The organism is Sinomicrobium kalidii, from assembly GCF_021183825.1.
Lineage (GTDB): Bacteria > Bacteroidota > Bacteroidia > Flavobacteriales > Flavobacteriaceae > Sinomicrobium > Sinomicrobium kalidii.
Window position 1 is genome coordinate 1,860,981 of record NZ_CP089211.1, and the last position, 23,283, is coordinate 1,884,263.

Below are 23,283 nucleotides of genomic sequence, written 5' to 3' on the forward strand. Positions count from 1 at the left end.
ATTTGATTGGTGATAAAGGATATAATCTCAGTTTATTCCATCAGAGCCCCAAGTCCGGCTTGATAAAACGCATCAATTCCCGGTCGTGGTTACTTACTATCCTGCTTTCATTGTTAAAATACATGGTGGCACCGTTTTCTGCGGCATAAGGGGCCCACTCCGGTAGTTTACCTGCTACATTGGGGTTCCCTGTTTTGGCAAAGTTCAGCCATGCATCGCTCATTTTGTCGGCCAATGCCCGGGCTTCTTCTGTATTACCTGTCCAGTCCGGTCTTAAATCGACATTATTAAATACCAAAGGAATATCCAGGCCGTGAAAAGAACCTCTGGATGCATTATCCACAGCACTTTTCCACGCTAAAAAGTAAACATACAAAGGGGCACTTTCCTGTCTGGCCCTGGCGTCGGCGGTCCTGATGGTATAGGGCCTGAAAACCGTATCAACAGAAAGGAGATCCTGGGGGGTATAATCCGGATAGGCCGCTGCGAATAACCCGACGTATTGATCAGTCTTGTTTCCATACACTTCCGACAGACGTTCTTTTGCCTGTTCCATCATCAATTCTTTTTCTCCATAGGCCGTAGGCATCAACTCATTGAGGGTACTTCCGATCATAAGCGGTATGTCACTGGAAAAATCGGTAAACCCGGGACTAAAAGGCTGACGTATCAAATCGACACCATCTGCCGAAGGTGCGAAACCGAACATCTCCGGTGAGCCGGGTTTTCTCGGACCATGTATATCAGCGATGGCTTCGTTTCCCGCTTTTACCAGATCAGCATAGTTGACGGTGTCTAGTTTTTCTGCTTCACCGGGCGTGAGCCCTAACTTTTCAAGTACTGCCAACCCCAGGGCCTGCGATTTTTCCCGGGTCATTACATTAAGTAGTGTACCGCTTTGAATGATGGCTTTGTGAAACAAGCCTTTTGCCGCAGGCATCCCCATCAGCGTGCCTACTTTTCCGCCACCGCCCGATTCGCCGAAAACGGTTACATTGTCAGGATCGCCTCCGAAATGTTCAATGTTTTTGTCGACCCATTCCAAGGCCTTCACAACATCGAGCATACCCACATTTGCCGAGTGGGTGTATTTTTCACCGCAGGCTGACAAATCGAGGAAACCCAGAATATTCAAACGGTGATTTACAGATACCACAACCACATCCCCTTTTTCAGCCAGGGCCTTTCCGTAGGTCATGGGGTCGTTACTGCTGCCCACGGAAAAACCTCCCCCGTGTAACCAGAACATCACCGGGCGTTTTTTGGTATCCGATATTCCCTGTGTCCATACGTTTACGCTAAACAGGTTTTCTTCATCCATATCGGATTCGTCAATCCATTCCACGATCTGTCTGGCAACAGGCCCGAATTCATTGCACTCCAGCACACCGTCCCACACTTCGGGTTCTTCCGGAGGCATAAACCGCTGAGCCCGGGCATAGGGAATCCCCTTAAAAGAGTAGATATCGTCGTCAAGGCTACCGGACACCCTGCCCGAACCTGTTTCAACGATCGGGAGCGGCTGCCGGGCAGTTTTTTGCTTACACCCTGTAATACATAATACCGATGCAGTAAAGCAAAATAGAATAAAGTTTGTTATAGTTTTCATACCTATATATTTAAAGTTAATAATGGTAAAAGCAGTGCCAGCAGGGTTAATTACACAAACATTAAACACGCACTTTATTCTGAGAAAATCCTATCACATCCTCGCAAGACCCTTTCCATAAAATGAAAGGAAGATAAACACAGGCCCGATCGAGCCTGTGCTTTCTTCCCGGGATTAAACAGTAAGTTCATTTCTTCCTGTGTGAAAGAAATGCCAGTAATCGATTCTCCCCAATCAGCTTACTGCTAAATAATCCCTGTTGACCAACTAATCAAATTATTATATTCTTTTAAAAATACTTTTCCAAAACCCAACATGGCCATGAACGAACCGTCCAAAAAGTGATCTTTACGTCGCCCTGTCCCGACAGCTGTACGGGATTGTTTGATTTTATCGAATCTCGATTTCAGGGTCCATAACGATTGCCCTATCAGCGTGATGAGATGCTGAAACGAGTTCAGCATGACGACGGGTACGGACTTTTAGACAGCCCCTTATTTACTGATACGGTCACTTATTTTAAAATAATCGAAATCCACATGACCTCCGGGGTTTTCGGTTGCGTAATTGAACAGGGCGAACCGGTATCCCATAAAATGCGGGAGGGTATATTTCATGTGCAGCGTATTTCCCAGGGAAGACCACTGTTTGCCGTCAAGACTATAGAAAAACCGCGCTTCGTCCTTCCGGTCCCTGAAATCGCATTCCGCCTTCAGGTAAACGGTTCGCTGTGTAAGCGGGATCCGTTTTATCTCCGCAGGTTCGCCCGTTTCGGCATTGACCATACAGATAAACTTATTGCCTTTTTCAGATCTCACCCCTATCATTCCATATCCTTTCTGCAATAATGCCAGTCCGGCGAAATCTCCTTCTTTCATACCAGATACATCCAGACTTACCGTTCCGGCAGATTCGGGACCTATGGTACGTTGCGTAAGGGTATTCCTGGCCGACAAGAAAGTGGTGTCTACCCTTGAGGTCGTTATGCGAAAAAAGCCCTTCCTGTCTTCGAGCGACCAATGGTCCGGATCGGGATTGTGATTCCACTGCCATACCAATGGCAACGCGGGTTCTCCTTCTTTTCTTTCAAAATCATCCGAGTCTGCTATGCTCGGAATAAGTCCTTTCCCCGCGGGAAGATCTAAGGTTTCGGGGACCTTCCCCTCTACGCCGAGTACGGGCCATCCGTCAGCCCATCGTACAGGAACGAGATACGGGATGCGGCCCACGGCCCCGTAGTCCCTGAACAGGTAGGCAAACCACTTCCCCTCCGGAGTATCGATAAGCCCGCCCTGGGCCACACCCTTGTCCTGTAATACCACCCTGCCTTCGTAAGGGCCGGTGATCTTATCGGCGCGATGTACGATAACGGTCCGCATTCCGCCTTTGGGCCAGGCGATATTGAAAAGATAGTATTTTCCGTTGACCTTGAACAACTGGGAGCCCTCTGCCGGAAGTCCCATATCAGGGCCGGCCGGTACGCTGGCATTGGCAATAAGCACCCGCTCAGTGCCTTCTTTTACACCTGAAAGATCTTCCTTAAGCTCTACCATGCGAAGCTCCCCGCCTCCCCATATCAGGTATATTTTACCGTCGTCATCAAAGAATATGGTATGATCGTGGTACGAAGGTTTAAAGGATATGGCTTTCCAGGGGCCTTTTTCTATATCTTTTGTAGTATAGATATGGGTTTTGCCCGTGGTCTGGGCAAAAGTAGAGAGGTAGTACATGCCGTTGTGATATCTTAAACAACTGGCCCAGGAGCCCCGTCCATAGGTGTTTTTTCCGTTGGTAAGGGTCAGTGCATCCACCGTATCCAGCACATCATAAGCATAGTTCACCAGTTCCCAGTTGACCAGGTCTTCCGACTTCATAACGGGTACTCCCGGGCTCATGTGCATCGTGGTACTGCTCATATAATAGGTATTTCCCACGCGGATCATGGACATATCGGGCACATCGGCATGTATTACGGGATTGTGCGCATCACGGGATTGTGCCGTCAGGCTTGCGGCGTACAAAATGACGACTCCCGAAATGATCTTTAGGTAACGATTATGCATGTCTGTTAATTTTTAAGTTCTATTCCTGTATATGGCTTCTTCCGAACGGAAGAATTAAGTGTTAATTTAACAAATAAAAATCAGTTTTCGGGATTTTTCATAAAAAGATCAATCCTCCGTAAACATTCTATCGGGTTAACCGTATAATGGAATCTACGGCAGATCTCGGCCGGTTATTCCTGTCAAAAAGCAGGGGATAATCGGTTCTTCCCCTTATGGGCCAGTTGTTCTTCCACGAATTACCGTCGTTCACTCCCCAGAAGGTCACCCGGTCTATTTTATCCTGGTGCTTCAGGAACAGGCTGAAAAGATCGGTGTACCTCCTGTTAAAGGCAACGGTTACACTATCGGGCAATCCTGTTTTGTAGGGGTCCATTTCCTCACTGTATTCAAAACCAGACGAGACCTCTGCTCCTGCCATTTCCCACGGGGATGGCAGTACGCTGAGGTCCAGTTCGGTGATCATAACCCTGAGTCCCAGCGAGGAAAAGGCCAGGATACTTTTTTCCAGCTCCGCTATGGAGGGGGCCTTAATGTCCACATGCCCCTGCATGCCTATACCATCTATGGGGGCTCCCTGTTCCTGCAACTTTTTTACCATTCGCACTATGCCTTCCCGCTTTTCCGGTATGGCGGTAGAATAATCGTTGTAATACAACTCGGCATCGGGATCGGCTTCACGGGCAAATTCGAAGGCCAGCCTGATGTAATCTTCTCCGATGATCTCATAAAACTTGCTTTTCCTGAGTTCTCCATTATCCAGCACAGCTTCATTGACCACGTCCCAGGTGTCGACCCTGCCCTTATATCGTCCTACCACTGTTTGAATATGGTCTTTCATCCGCCGGATCAATACGTCACGGCTTACCGTATTTCCCGAACTATCCTCGAAAAACCATTCCGGTACCTGGGAATGCCAGATCAGGGTATGCCCGTTGATCCACATTCCGTTCTCTTCCCCGAAAGCGACAAATTTATCGGGCAGGCTAAAATCGTAGGTATCTTCTTCAGGGTGTATGCGTTCGCTTTTCATACAATTCTCTGCCACAACGGCGTTGAATTGTTTTTTAACCAGTTCCGTTTCATCCCTGCTCCTACCCGATATCTGCCTTTCGTTCAATGCCGCACCTATATAAAATTTTCCGGAAAAGGCTTCTTTTAATGTTTTGGCCTCCGGGGTATCATTATTATTTTTACAGGCCGTTATCCCGGCGATGATACCACAGATACAGAGTAAGGTAATTATCCGTTTTGTTCTTTTCATATCGTATCCGGTATTTCTGTTAGTACTTGTTTTTATCTTTCGGTCGTTTATTTATTATTCCTTAAAAAGCAGTTGAGAAAACATATACAGATCATTTTTCCACACCTTGAAGTCATGCCCTCCGGGTTCGACATAAAATATATGTGGTACGCGGTGTTTCGCCAGGTAATCGTGTGTGTCTTTACTGATATACATAAGGTTATCCTTGTCTCCGCAGGAAATCCATAAAAGATTTAATTTTTCCCGTATTTCGCCCGGTTCGGGGATCAATTCTCCGGGTGCTTTGGTATTTGGTGCGGAAGAGAAACCTCCTATCCATCCAAAAGTATCCGGATTCCCCAGGCCAAAGTTCAGCGACTGCCCGCCTCCCATGGAAAGTCCGGCCAGCGCCCTGAAATTACGGTCTTTTTTTACCGGATATTGTTTTTCTATGAAAGGGATCAAATCGTTCAACAGGTCCTTTTCGAAAGTAGCAAAGGCCTCTACCTTGTCTTTGGCGAAAATATCTCCCGAAGCCCGGTCATCCTCCATCGCCCGTCCGTTCGGCAATACCACCAGCATGGGTTCTGTTTTTCCGTTGGCATACAGGTTATCCAGGATCACCTGGGGAGTTCCGTTGTTGAGCCATTCAAACTCATCTCCCCCGATACCGTGAAGCAGGTACAATACGGGATATTTCTTTGTTCTATCAAAACCGGGAGGAGTGTAAACCAATGTTGTGCGTTTCGTCCCGACTGTTCCGGAATCGTAGGTCAGGGTATCCACCTTACCATGGGGAATACCCCGACGTAAGAAGTCGAACCCTTCGGGAGCCTGTTTTTCCTTTAGCTGGGCCCCTACTGTAAATGGCAGTAACAGGGCTAATAATACAATGTATCTGAGCATAAGTTATCGGGTTTTATCCCGGGAATGGCCGGGATTGCGATTTACAATTCCTTTAATCCTTCCGCAAAGGCCGCATAGGCAGGTTTCCGGGTAAAATCGAGCGTCCACAGGCCTTGTTTTTCCCCGGGAAGCCACGAAGCGTCATCAGGACTGTCCGTGACACCCCATACGGTAATTCCGTAGCGTTGTGCCGGGGGTACGTGCTCTTCATACATCTCTACTACGTAGTGGTACATATCGGCCTGTTGTTGCAGTTGTTCGGCTGTAGGATTGGAAGTATTTACCCTGACATCGAGCTCCGATACTTTAATCTGTTTCCCTGTAGCGGCCAGCAGTTCGAACATGGTTGCTATCTTTTCCTTATCGGAATCTATACCGATGTGCATCTGTGTCCCTATACCATCCACCCGGGCTCCCTGTTCTTCCATGTATTCCACATAAGCTATAAGCCCCCTGCATTTATCCAGGTTGTATTCCAGGTTGTAATCGTTGATAAACAGTAGGTCATCCTGATTTCCGTATTCCCTCGCCAGTTCGAATGCCCTTACGGCATAATCCTTTCCCAGGTAATCCTGCCAGTAGAACTCATCTTCTGCCATATCCGGTTTGCCGATACCCGATTTCAGTTCATAGGGATTTGCGTCGTCCATAGGTTCATTGACCACATCCCAGGCCTTTACAAAGGGGGCACAGTTGGTCACCATTCCGGAGATCCAGCTTTCGAGTGCTTCGCCGATGATAGCCTTTTTCTGTTCAGGTGTCTTTTCTATTAATTGAACACTACCAGTTTCATTGTACTTTGTCAGGGTTATATTGTCAAAATAGAAATCAGTAGCGGTTAACCCGAGATTAAAGGCAATAGCTCCACAATCGGCCTGCGATTCGGAAACGGTAATCTCCCGGGTATAAGTAGTCCATTCAGTCGTCGAAGAAATGGCCCCAAAGAAATCCCAATGTTTATACGCCCCGGGCGTAACATGGGCCTGTGTGCTGAAAGTTACATCGACGTCTGAGCGCACATCCATGGTAAACGTATATTTTTCACCTGACTGAACAGCCGGTGAGAATGTCAGGAAAAACTGGACTTCCCAATCATTTTCGCGAACTTCCGGATTCGTTACCCGAAGCGCCCGTCCCGATCCGTCCGCTCCTTCACCATCCGGAGTAAAGGCCATGGTAACGGCAGCATTCCCTTCGTAATTGGAAGAATCTTCGGTTTCGAAATCCGCACTTGTCACCAGGTCCCAGCCCGGGCCTGTTGTTGATAAAGTATCCGGGGCAATCAATGCATTTAAATATGCAGCATTCTGATTGGCGTGCCAGCAAAGCGTATGTCCGTAAACCGAAATGCCGGATTCGCCGGTCAAGGTCAGAAATTCGTTGACATGGTCGAGATCGAGTGTACCGTCGGATCTGACCACGGCACCGTGCTTCATCCCATACCCCGGGGTAGTTTCATTGAAGTTGCTGTTTAAAAGGCGGTACATTACTCCTTTCCCGGTATAATCCGAAAGAGAAACGGCTCCTCCCAGTTTAAACCCGGGATTATTCTCCCGGGGAACATAAGTTTTCAGGGCGTCATAGGCATTGATCTCTTCCTGCGCTGCCACACTTTGAGGTTTGTTCACGAGGAAGGACGTATCGTCATTGCCGGCACAGGATGCAGCCAGAATACCCAGCAGGCTCATCCGAATTGCAGTATATATATTTCGCAGCATCATTAATTTTTTAAAAGTTATTTGAGCACCGGGGAAAAGGTTTCCATAGCCACTCCCCTGTCACGCAACACGAGGGTGTCGGTAGTGGATACGTGCATTTCTTCGAGGTCTATCTCATAGGTAAGATACAGGGCATCCCTGTCTTTTTCACCCCAGCTTTTCTTTTCGCCGTCCCTGACAAATTTTCCGCTTCCGGAAGCGGTATAACCTTCAGAACCGGCCGTTACGGTACAGTTCCCTTCCTGATCGAAAGTAAGGAGCAGGGTACATTCCACATTATACCCGTTACTATCTTTAAAAACCAGTGGAAATTCCACTTTGTCCAGAGACCGGGTAGTTACTTTAAACACTTCATCATGTTCTACGTATTGCGCTCTCCTGACTATGGTCTGGTTTAAAGAAGCGTTCCCGTTCTTCCCGGTGATAACGTCCTCTCCCCTTCTCAGGTAGTACCCGTCCCAGGGATTGATATACCTTATGGCATACAGTATATAATCCTTGGGCAATTCATTCCAGTCGGCAGCTATTGTCCGTTTCGGATTATCCGCAAGGGGTACCCCCGATAAAATGGAATCGGCTCCCGAAACCGTAGTCATTACTAACGGGATCACATAATTTTTGTCCAGGGACAACGAATCGGCAAAAAAGGCGTCGGTAAGCTGTACTTCCACTCCTCCCGTGATCTCTCCTTCGGGGATCACAATTTGATCGGACGCCAGTTCGTAATATCCGGACGGCATAGCCTCTATTTCCCCTGCTCCTTCATTAAACAGTAATCCTTCGCAAAGCGAATTATCCACTTCCACGTCAATGGTTACGTTTTTATTATTATCGTAAACTCCTCCGGTAGTGGCCATAATCCGGCATTTGTGCTGGTTGTCCAGTGTCGTGTCATAGACGTCTTCTCCCAATGTAATGGTCCTAACGGGATACTGATATGCAAAGTAAACGGTCTGGTACTTGTAATCGTTGAACTCCCAGTCCCCATTCTCACACGAGGCCAGAAGGCACAATCCGAATAAAAATAGGAGTATTATCTTGTTTTTCATGTGTTTGTTTTTTCAATATGAATTTCATTTTACCATCCCCTGTTTTGAATCAGGGCGTCATATTTTAAAATTTCGTTATAGGGTACGGGGCCATGGTACATATACTCCTGGTACTGCCTGTTTTCCACATTGATCTCCTGATAATGATCATCTTCTATACGGACGCCCCGGGCCGCTTTGTTAAGGTCTTCATTCCACCGGCGCAGGTCCCAGAACCGGAATCCTTCAAAACACAGTTCCAGGCGTCTTTCATTCCGGATGAGCTGCCTCATGGCTTCCTGGTCGGATTTAACACTCTCGAGGTAGTCGTCGGGACTGATCCCGGCGCGGGACCTGATGGCTTTTATCACATCATAGGCCGAAAACCCGAATGATCCGCTTCCCGTGGGGCCCCAGGCTTCATTGGCGGCTTCGGCATAGATCAGGTATAGTTCGGTGTACCTTATACGCGGCTTGTAGTGCTTCTGACTGTTGGTTGTTACCGGATCGAGGTTAACATCCTGCCTCAGCAATTTTCTCAGGTAATATCCTGTCCGGGTAGAGGTCTCCACCTTATTCAACGCATCATTGGTATTACCGTCTGCTGCCGTGTTTATGGTTGTTCCGCCCGGACCGGCCGTGCTCCCGTTCACCAGGATATACTGCTTCAGCCTGGGGTCTCTTCCTTCATAAGGTGCGGAAGGGTCGTATCCTCCGGAAGCATGTGTGATCGGGTATCCGTTGGCCATGGGAAAGACATCGACCAGGTTCTGAGTAGGATTTAATCGTCCGCTACCGTAGAGTGTGGGCGGAAAATGATCCTGTTCCAGGGTGTTACTCTCCGAAATATCGCCCCTCCACAGGATCTCGGGCGGATTGACCCCGGCCTGGAGTCCGTTGATCTCGGAGACATTGGCATACCAGGTAAGTCCGTTCGGGTCGATCCCGCTGATGCCGCCGTTGAGTTGCAGTACTTCCCCGGCATAGCTGGCTGCATCGGCCCAGGTTGTCGTATTTCCGCCAGCGTAGGCGGGGCTGGCCGCCAGAAGTGCCGCCTGGGCGCGTATGGCCCCGGCAATACGCCCGGACATACGCTGACGAGCAAAATCTCCGAAAACGCGATTGTAATCGTCCGTACTCCCTTCAAATCCTTCCGGTACCTCTCCGGCATTTTCAAAATCCAGGGGCAGGAGCTCCTGAGCCATTTCCACATCGCTATACAGCTGTTGCATGCAGGCTTCGAATGTAGCCCGGGGGAGATTGAAGTCCGATTCCGGGTTTTCAGGCTCCAGTACAACGGGCACCCCGAGCAGTTCCCCGTTTTCTGCCCAGCCTGCATGGGCCCGGAGCAGGTAATACATATACATGGCACGCAAGCCGTAGGCCTCGCCCTTCAGACGATCGCGAAACATATTGCTGATCGTTTCGTCTTTGGCCCAGGTTACTTTATCGGCCTCGGCAAGAAATATATTGAGATATTGAATGGCGGCCCTGGAATTGGTCCACTGATCCAGCGGATTATTAGTTGCCGTCCACTGGCCCGTAGCCATTTTCAGGTAATTATTATTGATGTCATTGCTTACGGCGTCGTCGGTGGCCACATCGTTAAAGGACCAGGAACCGGACGGGATACGGGTATAGCCGTTTAAAAGTATGCCCTGTGCGTATATCGCCTCTTCATACATATCGTCCAGCCCCCTGTTGTTCTCCAGGGCGGGTTCGAACAGGTCGTCACAACCGCCCAATGTAAAGACCGTCATGATTAAAAGAAATATTTTTCTGGTCATTTCTTTTGATTTTTAGTTTAAAATAATGCTTTGATCCCCAGATTGTAATACCTGGTCTGTGGGGCACTGCCCACATTGAGTTCCAGCAGCTTTCGCTCCGGGGCCACCGTCAGTAAATTAGCCCCGCTGACATAGATACCGAGTTCCCGGACAAAAGATCTTCTGAATAATTTACCCGGAAGGTCATAGGATATCTGTACTCTTGACAGGTCCATCCTGTCTGTACTGTACATCCAGAAATCGGATGAACGGAAATTGTTGTCGCTGTTTCGGGTGGTCAGCCTGGGATAGGTGGCTGTATTTGCCGTTTCTTCGGTCCATCTTCCGCGGACCACTTCCGAGTACTTATCTTCTCCATCCATCCAGAAATAGGAATTGTTTTTCATGGCATGCGCTCCGAACCTCCCTGTGGCCAGGGCAAAAAAGGTAAAATCCTTCCACCTGGCCGTAAGGTGTACTCCCAATGACCACGGGGCTCCGGACCATCCTCCCTTTCCGAGATATACCTCATCTCTCGTATCGATAATGCCATCGCCGTTCTGATCCTTGTACTTAATATCCCCGGGAGCCACCTGTCCGAATCTCTGTTCGGGGGCATTGGCAATGTCCTCTTCACCGGAAAAATATCCTAAACTTTCAAGCCCCCAAAGGGCATCAAGCGGTTTTCCTTCCCTGTTCTGATATCCGTCTTCATAGATCTCCGCACGTCTTGTGGCCCTGGTATCGAAATACATTCCCGCTATCCCGAATGTCCACTCCACCTCTCCAAAACGCTTGTTCAGGCTGAGGTTAAAATCAAATCCCACGCGCCTGTTATTATTGTAGTTCACATAAGGTATAAAGGAGGATACCGGCCATCCGGTGGTAAAATAACCGGGGTACAGGGCAGACGCCTGTATGACGTTTCCGGTCATTTCATGGATAAAGAAAGTGCTTTTCAGCTGTAACAGCCGGTTGAAAAAAGTGCCGTCCACCCCGAAGCTGATCTCCTTTCTTTTGGCGAAGGTGAGATTCGGGTTTTCCCCTCTTCTGGAATCTGTGGACTGTCCGAGCGAACCATCCCTCCAGTTAAACCAGGCCCCGTCAGTCTGTGTATAGACGGCCTGGTAAAGATAGTAGTCGGAAATATCGAGATCCGTATGCAATATCCCCCCGGAGAGCGACAGTTTCAGATCGTCAACGGCACTCATACCGGACATGAAATCTTCCTCACTGATGCGCCATCCCAGCGAAAGTGAAGGAGAAAAAGCGGCCCGGTTGCCTTTGGGCAGACGTGCGGAATGTACGGCAGCACCGTTGAAATCCGCATAATACTTATGACGGTAATTATACCCCAGGTGAAGCCCCAGATTGGCATTACTGATCCTGTGATAGGCTTCGGACTCGGACTGCTGGTATCCGGAAGCGATAAGCATGGCGGAAAGGTTGTGCGTATTATTGATACTTTTCACATAATCGAACTGTCCGGAAAAAGCTATCGTCTGCATATAATGACTATCGCTTATGTTCTGTACTCCCGAGCGGGAATCCTCCCCGTATTTCACCAGGCTTCCTATCTGGTCTTTCCCGGAATACGTGTTCCACACCGGTTCGTATACGGCGTAGTTGTTATTATAAGACTGGTTATAGGATGTCGCATAATCCACCCCGAATACCGTGCGGAAGCTAAGGCCTTTCAGCAACCCGCCGAGATCGGCCCGGACGGAGGTGTTGAACTGGAACTGGCGGCTGGTGTATTTGTTGTACCCCCCGGCATATATGGTCGCAAAGGGGTTCGTCTGGTCTAACTGGGTCCCGCCCAAAAGGTACTTGCCGTCAATAAGGTAACTGCTGTTATCTACCATATTCCATGAAGATTCGTCTCCTTCCTCCAGCATATCGGTAGGTACCAGAGGAGTAAAACGGTGGGGCCTGAGTGTTGTAGCACTATTCCAGTAATCCGTATTCACCCCGCGGCCATTGTAGTAGATCGCCGTTCCTCCTATGGTACAGGATATAAAATCATTGAGGTCCAGGTCTACATTTCCCCTGATATTGAACCGCTGTGTCCTGTTGTTCTGTGCTTCACCGAAATCGAGCAGGTCTCCGGCCGACCAGAAACCGATATTGGTATAGTATCTGGCCAGCTTGTTCCCCCCGGATATCTCTACGGTGGCATCGTAGCGTTCGTAGACCTTTTTCAGGTAGTCGGACGAATAGTAATCTATATCCGGATAACGGTACGGGTTGCCCCCGGAAGCGTAATTATAGATATCCTCTTCACTGTAGAGCGGGCTTAAACCGTCATTGTTCCGGGCTTCGTTATAAAGGGTCATGTATTCGGCTGACCCGAGATATTCGGGATAACTTTTAGGCACATGTATTCCTGTATTTACACGTACATCGATCTGTTGTTTCTGTATCTGCCCCCTTTTGGTGGTGATATAAACCACTCCTTTTGCCCCCCTGCTGCCGTAGAGGGCTATGGCCGATACGCCTTTCAGGAAGGTTACCTGTTCTATTTCCGTAGGCAATACTGTTCCCGCATCACGGGGAATACCGTCTACGAGCACCAGGTATTCTCCCGTTCCCCAGATGTTTCCGTTAAACCCTCCGGCAAAGGCTTCCATTCCGTCCAGGCTGTAGGTAAAGTAGTTTTTGTCCAGGATCTCCGGGATATCCACGGAAGATACGTTTCCCGTTACATCCTCTGGTTTCACTTTCCGGAAGGCTACCTGCACCAATTGTTCGTCCGTTCCGGGCACCGGGGCACTGAGTTGTATCGTATCATTGTCCTGGGCGTTGAGCGTTGCGGAGAAAAGGATGGGCAGTATTGCTGTTACCTTCTTTAATTGTAATATATATTTCATTTTTTCTTTTGATTCAATGAGGTTGAACATAGCGTTACCATCCCGGGTTCTGCTGAAACTCCAGGTACATATTGACATCGGCATTTTTAAGGGGTAACCAGTAATGTTTATCGCCGAACTTTCTTTCCAGTATAACCTCTTCCCTTAAGTTGAGCACCCTGTTTTCCGACGGCTCATCGGTACTGAAACCGTCCGCCCTGTCGAACTCCACCGATTTTTTAAGGGTATATGGCCGTTCGGTAAGCAGCAACCAGCGGCGAAGGTCATTGAACCGGTGTCCTTCAAAAGAGAGTTCCACGGCTCTTTCTCTTCTTACCTCGCTTCTGAAAGCTTCCTGGGACCCCAGAAAGCTGTCATGGACAAAACCTGCTCCGGCCCTTTCCCGGATCACATTTACGGCATCTACGGCGGTCCTGGAATAACCCGGGGCTTTTCCCTGAGGAGAGCCGTATCCTTCCGAGGCTGCTTCGGCATACATCAGGTAAACATCTGCCAAGCGCATATACGGAATATGGATATTCAGGCTGTTCCCGTAGCCATAACCGTCATCATATTTATTGGCCGTACGCGGAATAAACTTGTACAACAGGTATCCTGTACGGCTTCCCGTGCTTACATTGCGATAACTTCCGCCGGTATAGAGATTGGCATAGCGGTTGGCTTCGTCGGGAGTACTTCCCTGTACACATTTGACACCGTCATACACGATGTCGTTATAGAAACGCGGATCGCGGTCTTTCCAGGGATATTCCGGATCATAACCCGATTCGGCATCAGCCCGGGTGATGTCTTTTATAGGCTGTCCGTTTGCCATGCCGTAATAATCGACATAATTGGCCGTAGGCAGAAATTTGACATCCCCGTCGGTAAGAATGGGAGCGGGCTGATACTGCTTGCTTGTACCCCAGTTAGAACCATTGGCATCGAAATAAGGCCCGCGAAAGATCGCTTCGGTACTTCCCGGCATCTGCCAGTTCTGGCTTGAGGTATAAAAATTCTTGTGGTACTCCGAAAAGGGGACCAGTTGATAGGGAGCTTCCCCGCTTTCGCATAATTTGAGGGCTTCGGCAAAAGCATCGGCCGCTTTTTTGCAAAATTCGGGGTTATATGTACTGCTCCCCGTAGATTCCCGGTTCATCAGGGGACTTCCGGCCCAGAGATAGTTTTTCCCGAGGTAGGCCAGGGCCATGATCCTGTTGATGCGCAGATGGTTTTTTCCGAGGGTATTTTTACCCGGAGCCGTATTGTCCCAGTCTACGGGCAACAGGGCGGCTGCCTCCCTGAAATCTTCCGCAGCGCGTTCTGCACATTCGTGATAGCTGAGTCTCGGCAACGTAAGAGGTTCGTTACTCGGCAATACGGTATCGATATAGGGAAGCCCGCCAAAATACTGCATAAACATAAAGTGAAACCATCCCCTGAAGAACAGGAGCTGTCCCTTGATGAGATCCCGCTCTTCATCTGTGGCCTCCGTCATTTTTTCCAGGTTCTCCAGGCCGATATTCGCCTTGCGTATCCCGTACCATCCCAAAGGCCATAACGACTTTGTAAAGCGGTCGTCATTGGTATTGGTATTGTTCCGGTCCATCCACCCGGCCTGCCAGCCGTCGTATTCGGATTGCCACCCCCAGAAATTTCCGTTGTCTATTTTCACTACAAAATGAAAATCCCTGGCAGCAGACTGTATTTCATCTTCTCCCCAATTCCAGGAATTGGTCCAGTATGCATTGGTAAAGTCCGGAATACAGTGATAGAGTTCTTCGGTAAACCCCTGGAAATTGGTAAAGTTCTTGAAAGCTTCATCCTCGGCGATCACCGATTCGTCGGCCCTGTCGAGATAGCTTTCACAGGAGACCAGTATGCACAGGTTCACCGCAATGCATCCCGTCATTATATATTTTAAGTATTTTTTCATGACAAGCAATTTTAAAAAGTGAAATTAACCCCCAGGTTATAGCGTTTTACCGTGGGATATGCGCCCTGGGAAGCCCATCCCGTCCCGGCAAAATTGGACTCCCTGTCATCGGGCATTTTGGTCCAGACATACAGGTTGTTCCCATTGGCATATACCCGTACGTTTTGCAGTCCGAAGCTCTTCACCCATTTGGTATCCGAATCGAAAGTATAGGCTATTTCCACATTTTTAAGCCTCAGGTAAGAACCGTCGAACATGTACCGGTTGGCACTGTTATACCCGCTGGGCGTCGAAAGCCACCTCGGCATGGGGGTCCCGCTGTTCGGGTGGTCCGGGGAGCGATAGTGGCCCTCATCGTAAACCACATGATTCTGGGAGGACAGGCTGGTAAGCACTACCTGCCGGGTTACATTATTTACCCCGTAGAACTGAACAAATCCGCTTAACCCCTTCCAGTTGAATCCTACCGTGGTATTATAGGTGTTCTGGGGTGTGGAGGAGAATCCGTAGGGAATATTGTCGTAAGCGTCTATCACACCGTCTCCGTTGTAATCCACGATGTGATAATTCCCGGGTAGTTTCTGATTGTCGTTGGTGTTGTGAACGGTGCTTGCATAGAGATCGTCCCAGGTGTCGTAATACCCGTTACTCACATAGGAATAGGCCTGACCGATCTGTTTCCCGGACGCTTTCTGGTAATCTGGTAACAATGCAGCATCATCGGCATAGAGAATTTTATCTTTGGCATGGGTCATGTTGAAATTGGCCCATACATTCAGGTCCGGATTGAAACTATAATTAAACTTAAGGTCCAGTTCATAGCCCTGGTTGGTCACTCTTCCCAGGTTGGCTACGGGAGCGTCGGTACCGAAATACGACGGTATGGCCCTGTTGCCCCCGGACACCAGCACATCCGTACGTTTATCCCGGAAAAAATCCACACTTCCCTCTACAAATCCGTTAAAAAAACCGAAGTCCACTCCTATGTTGGTCTTTTTCACCTTTTCCCAGTGCACGTCGGGGTTGCCTACCGAAGCCTCCCTGTACCATACGTAGGGGCTCTGCTCGGCAGATACCCCATTCATGCCCAGCCGGGACCGGCCTCCGTAGGCCCATTGTGACATGTACAGCCATCTTCCAAAAACGTTGTCATCCCCGATCTCCCCGTATGAGGCCCTAACCTTGAGCATGTCTATGAAGGAGAGCGATTGCATGAAATTCTCACCGGAGATCATCCAGCCCACACCTCCCGAAGAGAAAAAGGCAAAACGGTTTTCCTTACTGAACTTTTCCGAACCGTTATACGCCCCGTTGTATTCTATCATATACTTGTTGTCCCAGTTATAGGTTGTCCGGAACACCCAGTCTTCACGGTAATGAGGGATCTCGCTTCCCGTGGCGTTCTCATTCCGGTTAAAGAGCCCCATAGCGGTTATATTGTGCTTTTCTCCCAGTGTTACGGCATAGTTCAGTTGCAACTGGTAAAACAGCTTCCGCCATGTGGCATTATTGTCTACGGTACCTGCACTGGAGCTCCATTTTACGCCTTCCTGGAAATCGAAACGGTTACTGTCGTCATAGCTTTGCTTATAAATGGCCTCTCCCGTTTCCGGATCGATCCATTTTCGTTGTGTATCGTTATAGAGGTCGTTCACCCCCCGGTCTATCTCAACAAAAGTATTGTCGAAGGCAAAGGTCCCTTTGAAGTTGAGGCCTTTTATCAGCATGCCGAGGTCCTGGTCTACGGTAAAATCAGTGGTAAGTCTTGTAGTGGTCCGGTATTGAATACCGCTTATGGCAAGTGCCAGTACGGAATTTTCGGCCTTGCCTTCATTCGGGGCATAATATCCCCAGGAACCATCGGAATAACGGGGCAGGAATACATCGGGAGCCGTGCTGTACGCGGCCAGCCACATGCTGTATTCACCTCCTGTTGCCCCCCAAGGGCTCTTCTTCACGCCATAGGAACCCGCCAGGTTGACCTTGAATACGGTGGAATTGGTCAGCTGGAAATCCAGGTTACTACGCACATTAAGCCGGTTATAGCCATACCCGGGATCATAACCGCGACTATTGTCATACTGCCTCATCAGGTCTCCTTCGCGAAGAAAATCGGCACCGGCAAAATATTTTACGAACTCCGAACCTCCGGCTACATTGACATTGGCGTTATAGGACATGGTGTAATCCCTGAACAGGGTATCGGCCCAATCCACATTCGGATAGCGTTCGGCTTCTTCCGGATTGGCGGGGAACCTGTATTTGTCTATGGTCTCCTGCGGAAGATAATCGCCCCAGCTGTTAGGGGACAGTCCCAGTTCATTTTCGATAACCTCGTTCCGTATCCTGAGCGCGTCATACGCATCGTATTTACCGGGCAGCTTGGAAGGTGCCTTCACCGTGGTATTGACCCTTGCCCTGATCGTGGCCTTCCCTTCTTTGCCCCTTTTGGTGGTGATCAGTATAACCCCGTTGGCACCCCTTACTCCATAGACCGCGGTAGCCGAAGCGTCTTTAAGTACTGAAATGGATTCTACCGAACCGATGTCCACGCTGGTCATGGGACGTTCTATTCCGTCTACAAGGATCAGGGGGGACGAATTATTCCACGTACTGGTTCCCCTGATCAGTATTTCCGGGTCTTCCTCTCCGGGCATACCCGTACTGGCCGAGGTAACAACACCGGGAACATTCCCGGTGAGTGCGGCCCCGATATTGGACACCCCGCCGGCACGTTCGAGCACTTCACCCTTGGTCTGGGCCACTGCGGCCACTACACTGGCTTTCTTCTGTTTTCCGTACCCGATGACCACCACCTCATCGAGCTGGGTTTCATCCGGGGTCATGGTGATGTTGATCTCGGGACCACTACCGGCACTCCGTTCGACCGTTACAAAACCGATGTAACTGAATACCAGGACTACTTCTGTGGAAGGTACTTCTATCTCATATTTCCCATCCATATCGGTAACGGTCCCCAAACCGGGAACATCTTTCACAACAACATTAGCTCCCGGGATCCCCAGGCCATCTTCCGATGAAACGACCTGCCCCCTTATCCTTATCTGCTGATCGGGAGACGAGCTCGTCACCGAAACCTTCCCCGGGCTTCCGTCTTCGTTAAAGTAATACAGGCTGCCGGCCAGGATCTCATTCGTGTTTCCCACACAGACCAGGTACAGCAGTAACATCTTTAACCACATTCTTGGTAATAGTAGTTTCATAAATTAAAATTCCATTGGTTAGTAATTAAGGATTAAACAGACCGCCTGCAACGGGACACGGACCGTTTTTTGCCATTCGACATCAATAGGGTGTATACGCCACGAAAACGTTATAGTTTTTTAAGCCCTGTGGTTCATCTTCTTCCCTGTTCAATGAACCAAAAGACACCCTGAGACATCATCCGGAAATATCAGGGACAAAAGGCCAAATAGGCTTTATATTAAAAATTGTAATAACTACACTTAATGAAGAAGGCAAAAAATTAACAGATCTAAACATGGTCGGCTGGTTATTGGTAACTTATTTTAGTGGTGTAAACAATGTAAAGCTTGTAGTGATCACAACTCAAAAATCACATTTCCGGTCCCGTGCAGTACCTGTAAAACCGCTTTATTGGTTTTACCGTATTTTGGACAGGATAAAAGTATCACGAGAAGGAAAATAAGGGTATTCCGTAAGTTACAATTCCTTTTCGGTAGGTTACAACATTTTACAAAATGCCAATATATGTAGTATTTTACCTGCACAATATAAAGAACAGGCATCAAAAAGTGTTTGCCCGCTAAACTCTGCCATGTTTAAAAAAGTGGTTCCCCCTTCTGCTGCTCCCTATTGCTTTTCGTTATAAGATACCCGGATCATAAATTGAAAAAGCCATACATTCAATAATAACGCCTTGAAAAAACACACAATAAAATCATAATCCGTATTTTTTTATTTAAAAAATTGCGAATATTAAAAAATAAAAATACCTTGTAGTCATAAAAACTATATGAAATATCATCCCTATTCCGAAAGTTATGGATGAAGTCTAAGCCCAGAATAATTATTTATGGCAGCACATACAAAAATCAGGAGGCGTGAACCATTATCTTTTTCATCCTGCACCGGCAGGGTTCTTTTACGGAAGCTTGTCCCTGCCCTTTTGTTTTGTGTACAGACGGTATGGCCGCAATCCGGAAAATTGTATTCTACAGATGCCGAGCTTTCCAGCAGCCTGATAAACCAGGTGTTCCAGGACTCCAGGGGAAGTATCTGGATACTCACGCAAGACGGGGTAAATTGTTATGACGGTGCCAAATTCAGAAAGTTCGAACATTCGGAAAACAATGCGTCTTCTCTTCTGCATAATTATGCCCGCGTGGTTTTTGAGGACAGTTCGGGGCGTCTTCTGTTCGGTTTCTTCGACGGGCTCCAGATCTACGATTACGACACACAATCCTTTAGACAAATCCCCTTATACACATGGGACAAGGTTGAGTTGCAGCCGCATGTGACTTCCATCACCGAGCGGAAGAACGGAGATATCCTGATAGGCACTTCGGGGTTCGGAATATTTGTATTGAGTGAAGAAAGGGGGCTTCTTTCCGCTATCCAGAAGCCACAGCTGAGCAACTCGGGATTTATCCACAAACTTTTTGAAGACGATATGCAGAACTTGTGGATACTCAGCCAGGACCAGGGGCTTTTTAAAGTTTCCCCCAGCCGGGAAATACATCAGTTTTTCGATACCCGTCCCGGGGAAGGAGGCATTTCCGATATATGTCAGCACAGAAACGGGAATATTTATGCCAGTAACCTCCATGACGGGCTGTTCGAATACGATAAAGGAACAAACTCCTTCAGCCCTGTAACAAAGCGGCTTCCTGTGAAAACACTATATGTCAACAGGGAAAACGATATTCTGATCGGCACGGACGGCGAAGGTATCAGGTTATTCGACCCCGAAACCGGACAAATAAACGATCTGAACCCCGGCATCAACCGGTTTGATTTTTCAAAAACCAAAATCCATTCCATAACCGAGGACCAGGCGGGAAATCTATGGGTAGGCATCTACCAGAAAGGCGTGATGCTCATCCCGTATGCATCAAAAAATTTCCGGTATATCGGTTATCAGTCAGCCAAGAACAACACCATCGGGTCCAATTGTGTGATGTCTGTGTTTAAAGACCATAAAGGAGTGGTCTGGGTCGGTACGGACGGAGATGGTCTATACGGCGTAACTCCGGACGGCAGGCAGCTGGCTCATTTTGCGCCACCGGGTGCTCCGGCTTCCATCATGACTATATATGAAGACTCGGAAAACCGGTTATGGGTGGGCTCCTACCTGGAAGGACTGGCCCGTGTAGACCGAAAAACGGGGATATTTCATTATGGTGCTAATTCGACTGAGCTGCCCGGGAATGTTTATGCCATTACGGAAGACCAGGATAAAAACCTGTGGATCGGCTCTATGGGAGGGGGATTATTTTTGCGGGACCCGATAACCGGCCGATTCACCAATTACTGTAATTCCCCGAACGGGAAAACCGGGGATCATCTCAATAACAAGTGGATAAACTGCCTGTTGCATACGGGTGACAACAGGCTTTATATCGGCACCTATGACGGACTAAGCTGCCTCGACCTTGAGACAAAGTCGTTCCTAACTACATACGGCACCAACCACATACTCGGCCAAACCATTATCTATGCCCTGTACGAGGATAACAAAAAGAACCTTTGGATCGGAACTTCCGAAGGCTTGTACTGCAAACCCGAAGGTCGTGATGATCTGAAAAAATACACTGTGGCAAACGGCCTTCCCAGCAATTTTATCTGTGCCATTAAAGGAGATCGTGAAAATAAGCTGTGGATAAGCACACATCACGGAATTTCAAAATTCGACCCCAAAAAACAACAATTTTTCAATTACTATCTCCAGGACGGGCTCCAGGGCAATGAGTTCAGCAAAGGGGCCGCCCATTCGGGCCATTCCGGGCACCTCATCTTCGGAGGGACGAACGGCATAACACTTTTCTCCCCGGAGCTCATTACCGATGAAGAAAAAACACCCCGGGTCAAAATTACGGCCTGCTATGTAGAGAACAGGGAAGTCAGAAAAGGCATAAAATCGGGAGCCTATGATATTATAAGCCAAAATATTATGGAATCCGATACGATCAACCTGTCGCACCGCGACAATACTTTCAGCCTGGAACTTGCCACCACAAATTTTATTGCGCCCGAGAAAATCGTCTATCATTATTCGCTGAATCAGAATGAGTGGGTTAGCCTCAGAAGGGGAGTGAACACCATTACATTCAATGACCTGCTTCCCGGAAACTATACCTTCAGGGTCAGGGCCGAAGAAAACAAGCTGTTCTCACCCCCCAGGGAGATCACTGTCGTTATTCACCCGCCCTGGTATGCCACTGCAGGAGCAAAAACCGGTTATGCCGTTTTTATTGTACTTATGGGGCTTTTAATCTACAAGCAGATCCGCCAGCGCTACAAAACCCGGGAAAAGATCAGGAAACAACAGTATGAAAACCAGGTAAACGAGGCAAAACTGCAGTTTTTTGTCAATATTTCCCATGAAATAAAAACACCTATATCACTTATCATCAATCCGGTGAATAAGCTCATCCGCCAGGACAGCAGCAAGGAACGGCAAAAAACATACAAGACCATACAGCGAAATTCGGAGCGTATCCTCCGTTTGACCAACCAGTTGATTGACGTGCGGAAAATGGACAAAGGACAGATATCCCTGAACTTTCAAAAAACGGAGATCATCGGCTTTATTCAAAAGGTGTGTACCCTCTTCAAAGATCAGGTACGATCCAAGAACATCCTTTTTGAATTCAAACACGATATGGATCTCCTCTATATGTATATCGATCCCGGGTATTTTGACAAGGTCATTCAAAACGTTCTTTCCAATGCCTTTAAATTCACGCCGCACCACGGTTCAATCTGCATAAAACTGGAAAAAAGGTCCGATAAGGGTGAAGACCGTGTGCGAATAACCGTAAGTGACAGCGGAACCGGCATAAAGCCCGGGGAAACGGAACGTATATTCAACCGTTTTTACCAGGACCCGGATAACACGACCGTAGAAGGGACGGGAATAGGCCTGCACTTTACGCGCTCCATCGTTTCCCTGCATCATGGCAGGATCTGGGCAGAAAACAACAGTACTCCGGGAGAAAAGGGAGCGGTTTTTATCATGGAGATCCCTCTGGAAGCGCATTATTTCAAGCTTCCTTCCTCGCCTGCCCGAGAAGTATCCTTATGTGATTACCAGCCAAAAAGAGAGCCGTACATCACTCACTTTTCCCGGGAAACGGATGAAAATGATGTGGCAAGATCAAAGACCAGGTACAGTATTCTTATTGTAGATGACGATAAAGATATCCGTAATTACCTCCGCAAAGAGCTTGCCTCCCTGTATCATGTTGCCGAATGCAGCAATGGCAAGGAGGCGCTTGCCCGTATCCTGCAAAAAAATCCGGACCTGGTCATTAGCGACATAAAAATGCCCGAAACCGACGGGATCACCCTGTGCAAAAAGATCAAACAGAACGTCAATATAAATCATATCCCGGTGATCCTGCTTACTGCAAGAACGACCGTAAACGACAATATCAAAGGATTGTCCATGGGCGCCGATGTGTATCTCTCCAAGCCCTTTAATATCGAGATACTTAAAAAGACGGTCCATAACCTCATAAAAAACAGGGAATTGCTTAAAAACATATTCAGCGGGAACCAGATCAAGGAGAGCCATCTTTATAAGATCAATATCAAATCGGCAGACGAGAAACTATTGCAAAAGGCCACGCAATTCATCAATGACAATATCGACAACCCGGAACTCAACGTGGAGATGATGGCGGCAGAGATCGGTATCAGCCGGGTACATTTATTCAGGAAACTAAAGGAGCTTACCAATCAGTCTCCCCGCGATTTCATCAAAAACATCCGTCTGAAACAGGCCGGGGAACTACTGACCTCCAAAAAACTGAGCATTACGGAAGTGGCTTATGCCACAGGGTTTTCAAACGTTTCCAAATTCTCTTCCGGCTTCAAGGAGTTCTATGGCATGCCTCCTTCCGCCTATAAAGGCCGGACGGAAACCGTTAAGAATGTTTAACTTTATCACCCTTGGCCCG

At 48.2% G+C, this 23,283-nt stretch carries 11 protein-coding genes; 1 reads left to right on the top strand and 10 read right to left on the bottom strand.

All coding sequences use genetic code 11. The features are described 5' to 3' along the window. Positions 1-40: 40 nt before the first annotated feature. The 10 genes from LS482_RS07385 to LS482_RS07430 form a co-directional block, all read right to left on the bottom strand. Positions 41-1,609 carry a carboxylesterase/lipase family protein gene (locus LS482_RS07385; RefSeq protein ID WP_233031135.1) on the bottom strand — a complete coding sequence of 523 codons (1,569 nt, stop codon included), beginning with the start codon at positions 1,607-1,609 and terminating at the stop codon, positions 41-43. Positions 1,610-2,103: 494 nt separating this feature from the next. Beyond that, complete coding sequence (locus LS482_RS07390; RefSeq protein WP_233031136.1) at positions 2,104-3,672, bottom strand: glycoside hydrolase family 43 protein; 1,569 nt, start codon at positions 3,670-3,672, stop codon at positions 2,104-2,106. Positions 3,673-3,799: 127 nt separating this feature from the next. Then, the gene (locus tag LS482_RS07395) at positions 3,800-4,936 is read right to left on the bottom strand and encodes an endo-1,4-beta-xylanase (RefSeq protein ID WP_233031137.1); all 1,137 of its coding nucleotides are present in this window, start codon (positions 4,934-4,936) and stop codon (positions 3,800-3,802) included. Positions 4,937-4,990: 54 nt separating this feature from the next. Next, on the bottom strand, positions 4,991-5,821 hold the full coding sequence (locus tag LS482_RS07400) for an alpha/beta hydrolase (RefSeq protein ID WP_233031138.1): 831 nt from the start codon (positions 5,819-5,821) through the stop codon (positions 4,991-4,993). 41 nt (positions 5,822-5,862) lie between these two features. Further along, positions 5,863-7,542, bottom strand: a complete 1,680-nt coding sequence (locus tag LS482_RS07405) for an endo-1,4-beta-xylanase (protein WP_233031139.1) — start codon at positions 7,540-7,542, stop codon at positions 5,863-5,865. A 14-nt stretch (positions 7,543-7,556) separates the two neighbouring features. Next, positions 7,557-8,588, bottom strand: a complete 1,032-nt coding sequence (locus LS482_RS07410; protein WP_233031140.1) for a DUF5627 domain-containing protein — start codon at positions 8,586-8,588, stop codon at positions 7,557-7,559. 29 nt (positions 8,589-8,617) lie between these two features. After that, positions 8,618-10,354 (bottom strand): RagB/SusD family nutrient uptake outer membrane protein, encoded by a 1,737-nt coding sequence (locus LS482_RS07415; RefSeq protein ID WP_233031141.1) that lies wholly within the window; start codon positions 10,352-10,354, stop codon positions 8,618-8,620. A 17-nt stretch (positions 10,355-10,371) separates the two neighbouring features. Further along, complete coding sequence (locus LS482_RS07420; protein WP_233031142.1) at positions 10,372-13,203, bottom strand: SusC/RagA family TonB-linked outer membrane protein; 2,832 nt, start codon at positions 13,201-13,203, stop codon at positions 10,372-10,374. A 34-nt stretch (positions 13,204-13,237) separates the two neighbouring features. Further along, complete coding sequence (locus LS482_RS07425; protein ID WP_233031143.1) at positions 13,238-15,118, bottom strand: RagB/SusD family nutrient uptake outer membrane protein; 1,881 nt, start codon at positions 15,116-15,118, stop codon at positions 13,238-13,240. An 11-nt stretch (positions 15,119-15,129) separates the two neighbouring features. Next, positions 15,130-18,342: a SusC/RagA family TonB-linked outer membrane protein gene (locus LS482_RS07430; RefSeq protein WP_233031144.1), complete on the bottom strand. Its 3,213-nt coding sequence runs from the start codon at positions 18,340-18,342 to the stop codon at positions 15,130-15,132. Between the two features lie 965 nt (positions 18,343-19,307). Between LS482_RS07430 and LS482_RS07435 the strand changes: the two genes are divergently transcribed. After that, the gene (locus LS482_RS07435; RefSeq protein WP_233031145.1) at positions 19,308-23,264 is read left to right on the top strand and encodes a hybrid sensor histidine kinase/response regulator transcription factor; all 3,957 of its coding nucleotides are present in this window, start codon (positions 19,308-19,310) and stop codon (positions 23,262-23,264) included. Positions 23,265-23,283 lie beyond the last annotated feature (19 nt).

Excerpts from the sequence above, each read along its gene's own strand:
- LS482_RS07385 (WP_233031135.1), bottom strand. The coding sequence starts at position 1,609 with ATGAAAACTATAACAAACTTTATTCTATTTTGCTTTACTGCATCGGTA.
- LS482_RS07390 (WP_233031136.1), bottom strand. The coding sequence starts at position 3,672 with ATGCATAATCGTTACCTAAAGATCATTTCGGGAGTCGTCATTTTGTAC.
- LS482_RS07395 (WP_233031137.1), bottom strand. The coding sequence starts at position 4,936 with ATGAAAAGAACAAAACGGATAATTACCTTACTCTGTATCTGTGGTATC.
- LS482_RS07400 (WP_233031138.1), bottom strand. The coding sequence starts at position 5,821 with ATGCTCAGATACATTGTATTATTAGCCCTGTTACTGCCATTTACAGTA.
- LS482_RS07405 (WP_233031139.1), bottom strand. The coding sequence starts at position 7,542 with ATGATGCTGCGAAATATATATACTGCAATTCGGATGAGCCTGCTGGGT.
- LS482_RS07410 (WP_233031140.1), bottom strand. The coding sequence starts at position 8,588 with ATGAAAAACAAGATAATACTCCTATTTTTATTCGGATTGTGCCTTCTG.
- LS482_RS07415 (WP_233031141.1), bottom strand. The coding sequence starts at position 10,354 with ATGACCAGAAAAATATTTCTTTTAATCATGACGGTCTTTACATTGGGC.
- LS482_RS07420 (WP_233031142.1), bottom strand. The coding sequence starts at position 13,203 with ATGAAATATATATTACAATTAAAGAAGGTAACAGCAATACTGCCCATC.
- LS482_RS07425 (WP_233031143.1), bottom strand. The coding sequence starts at position 15,118 with ATGAAAAAATACTTAAAATATATAATGACGGGATGCATTGCGGTGAAC.
- LS482_RS07430 (WP_233031144.1), bottom strand. The coding sequence starts at position 18,342 with ATGAAACTACTATTACCAAGAATGTGGTTAAAGATGTTACTGCTGTAC.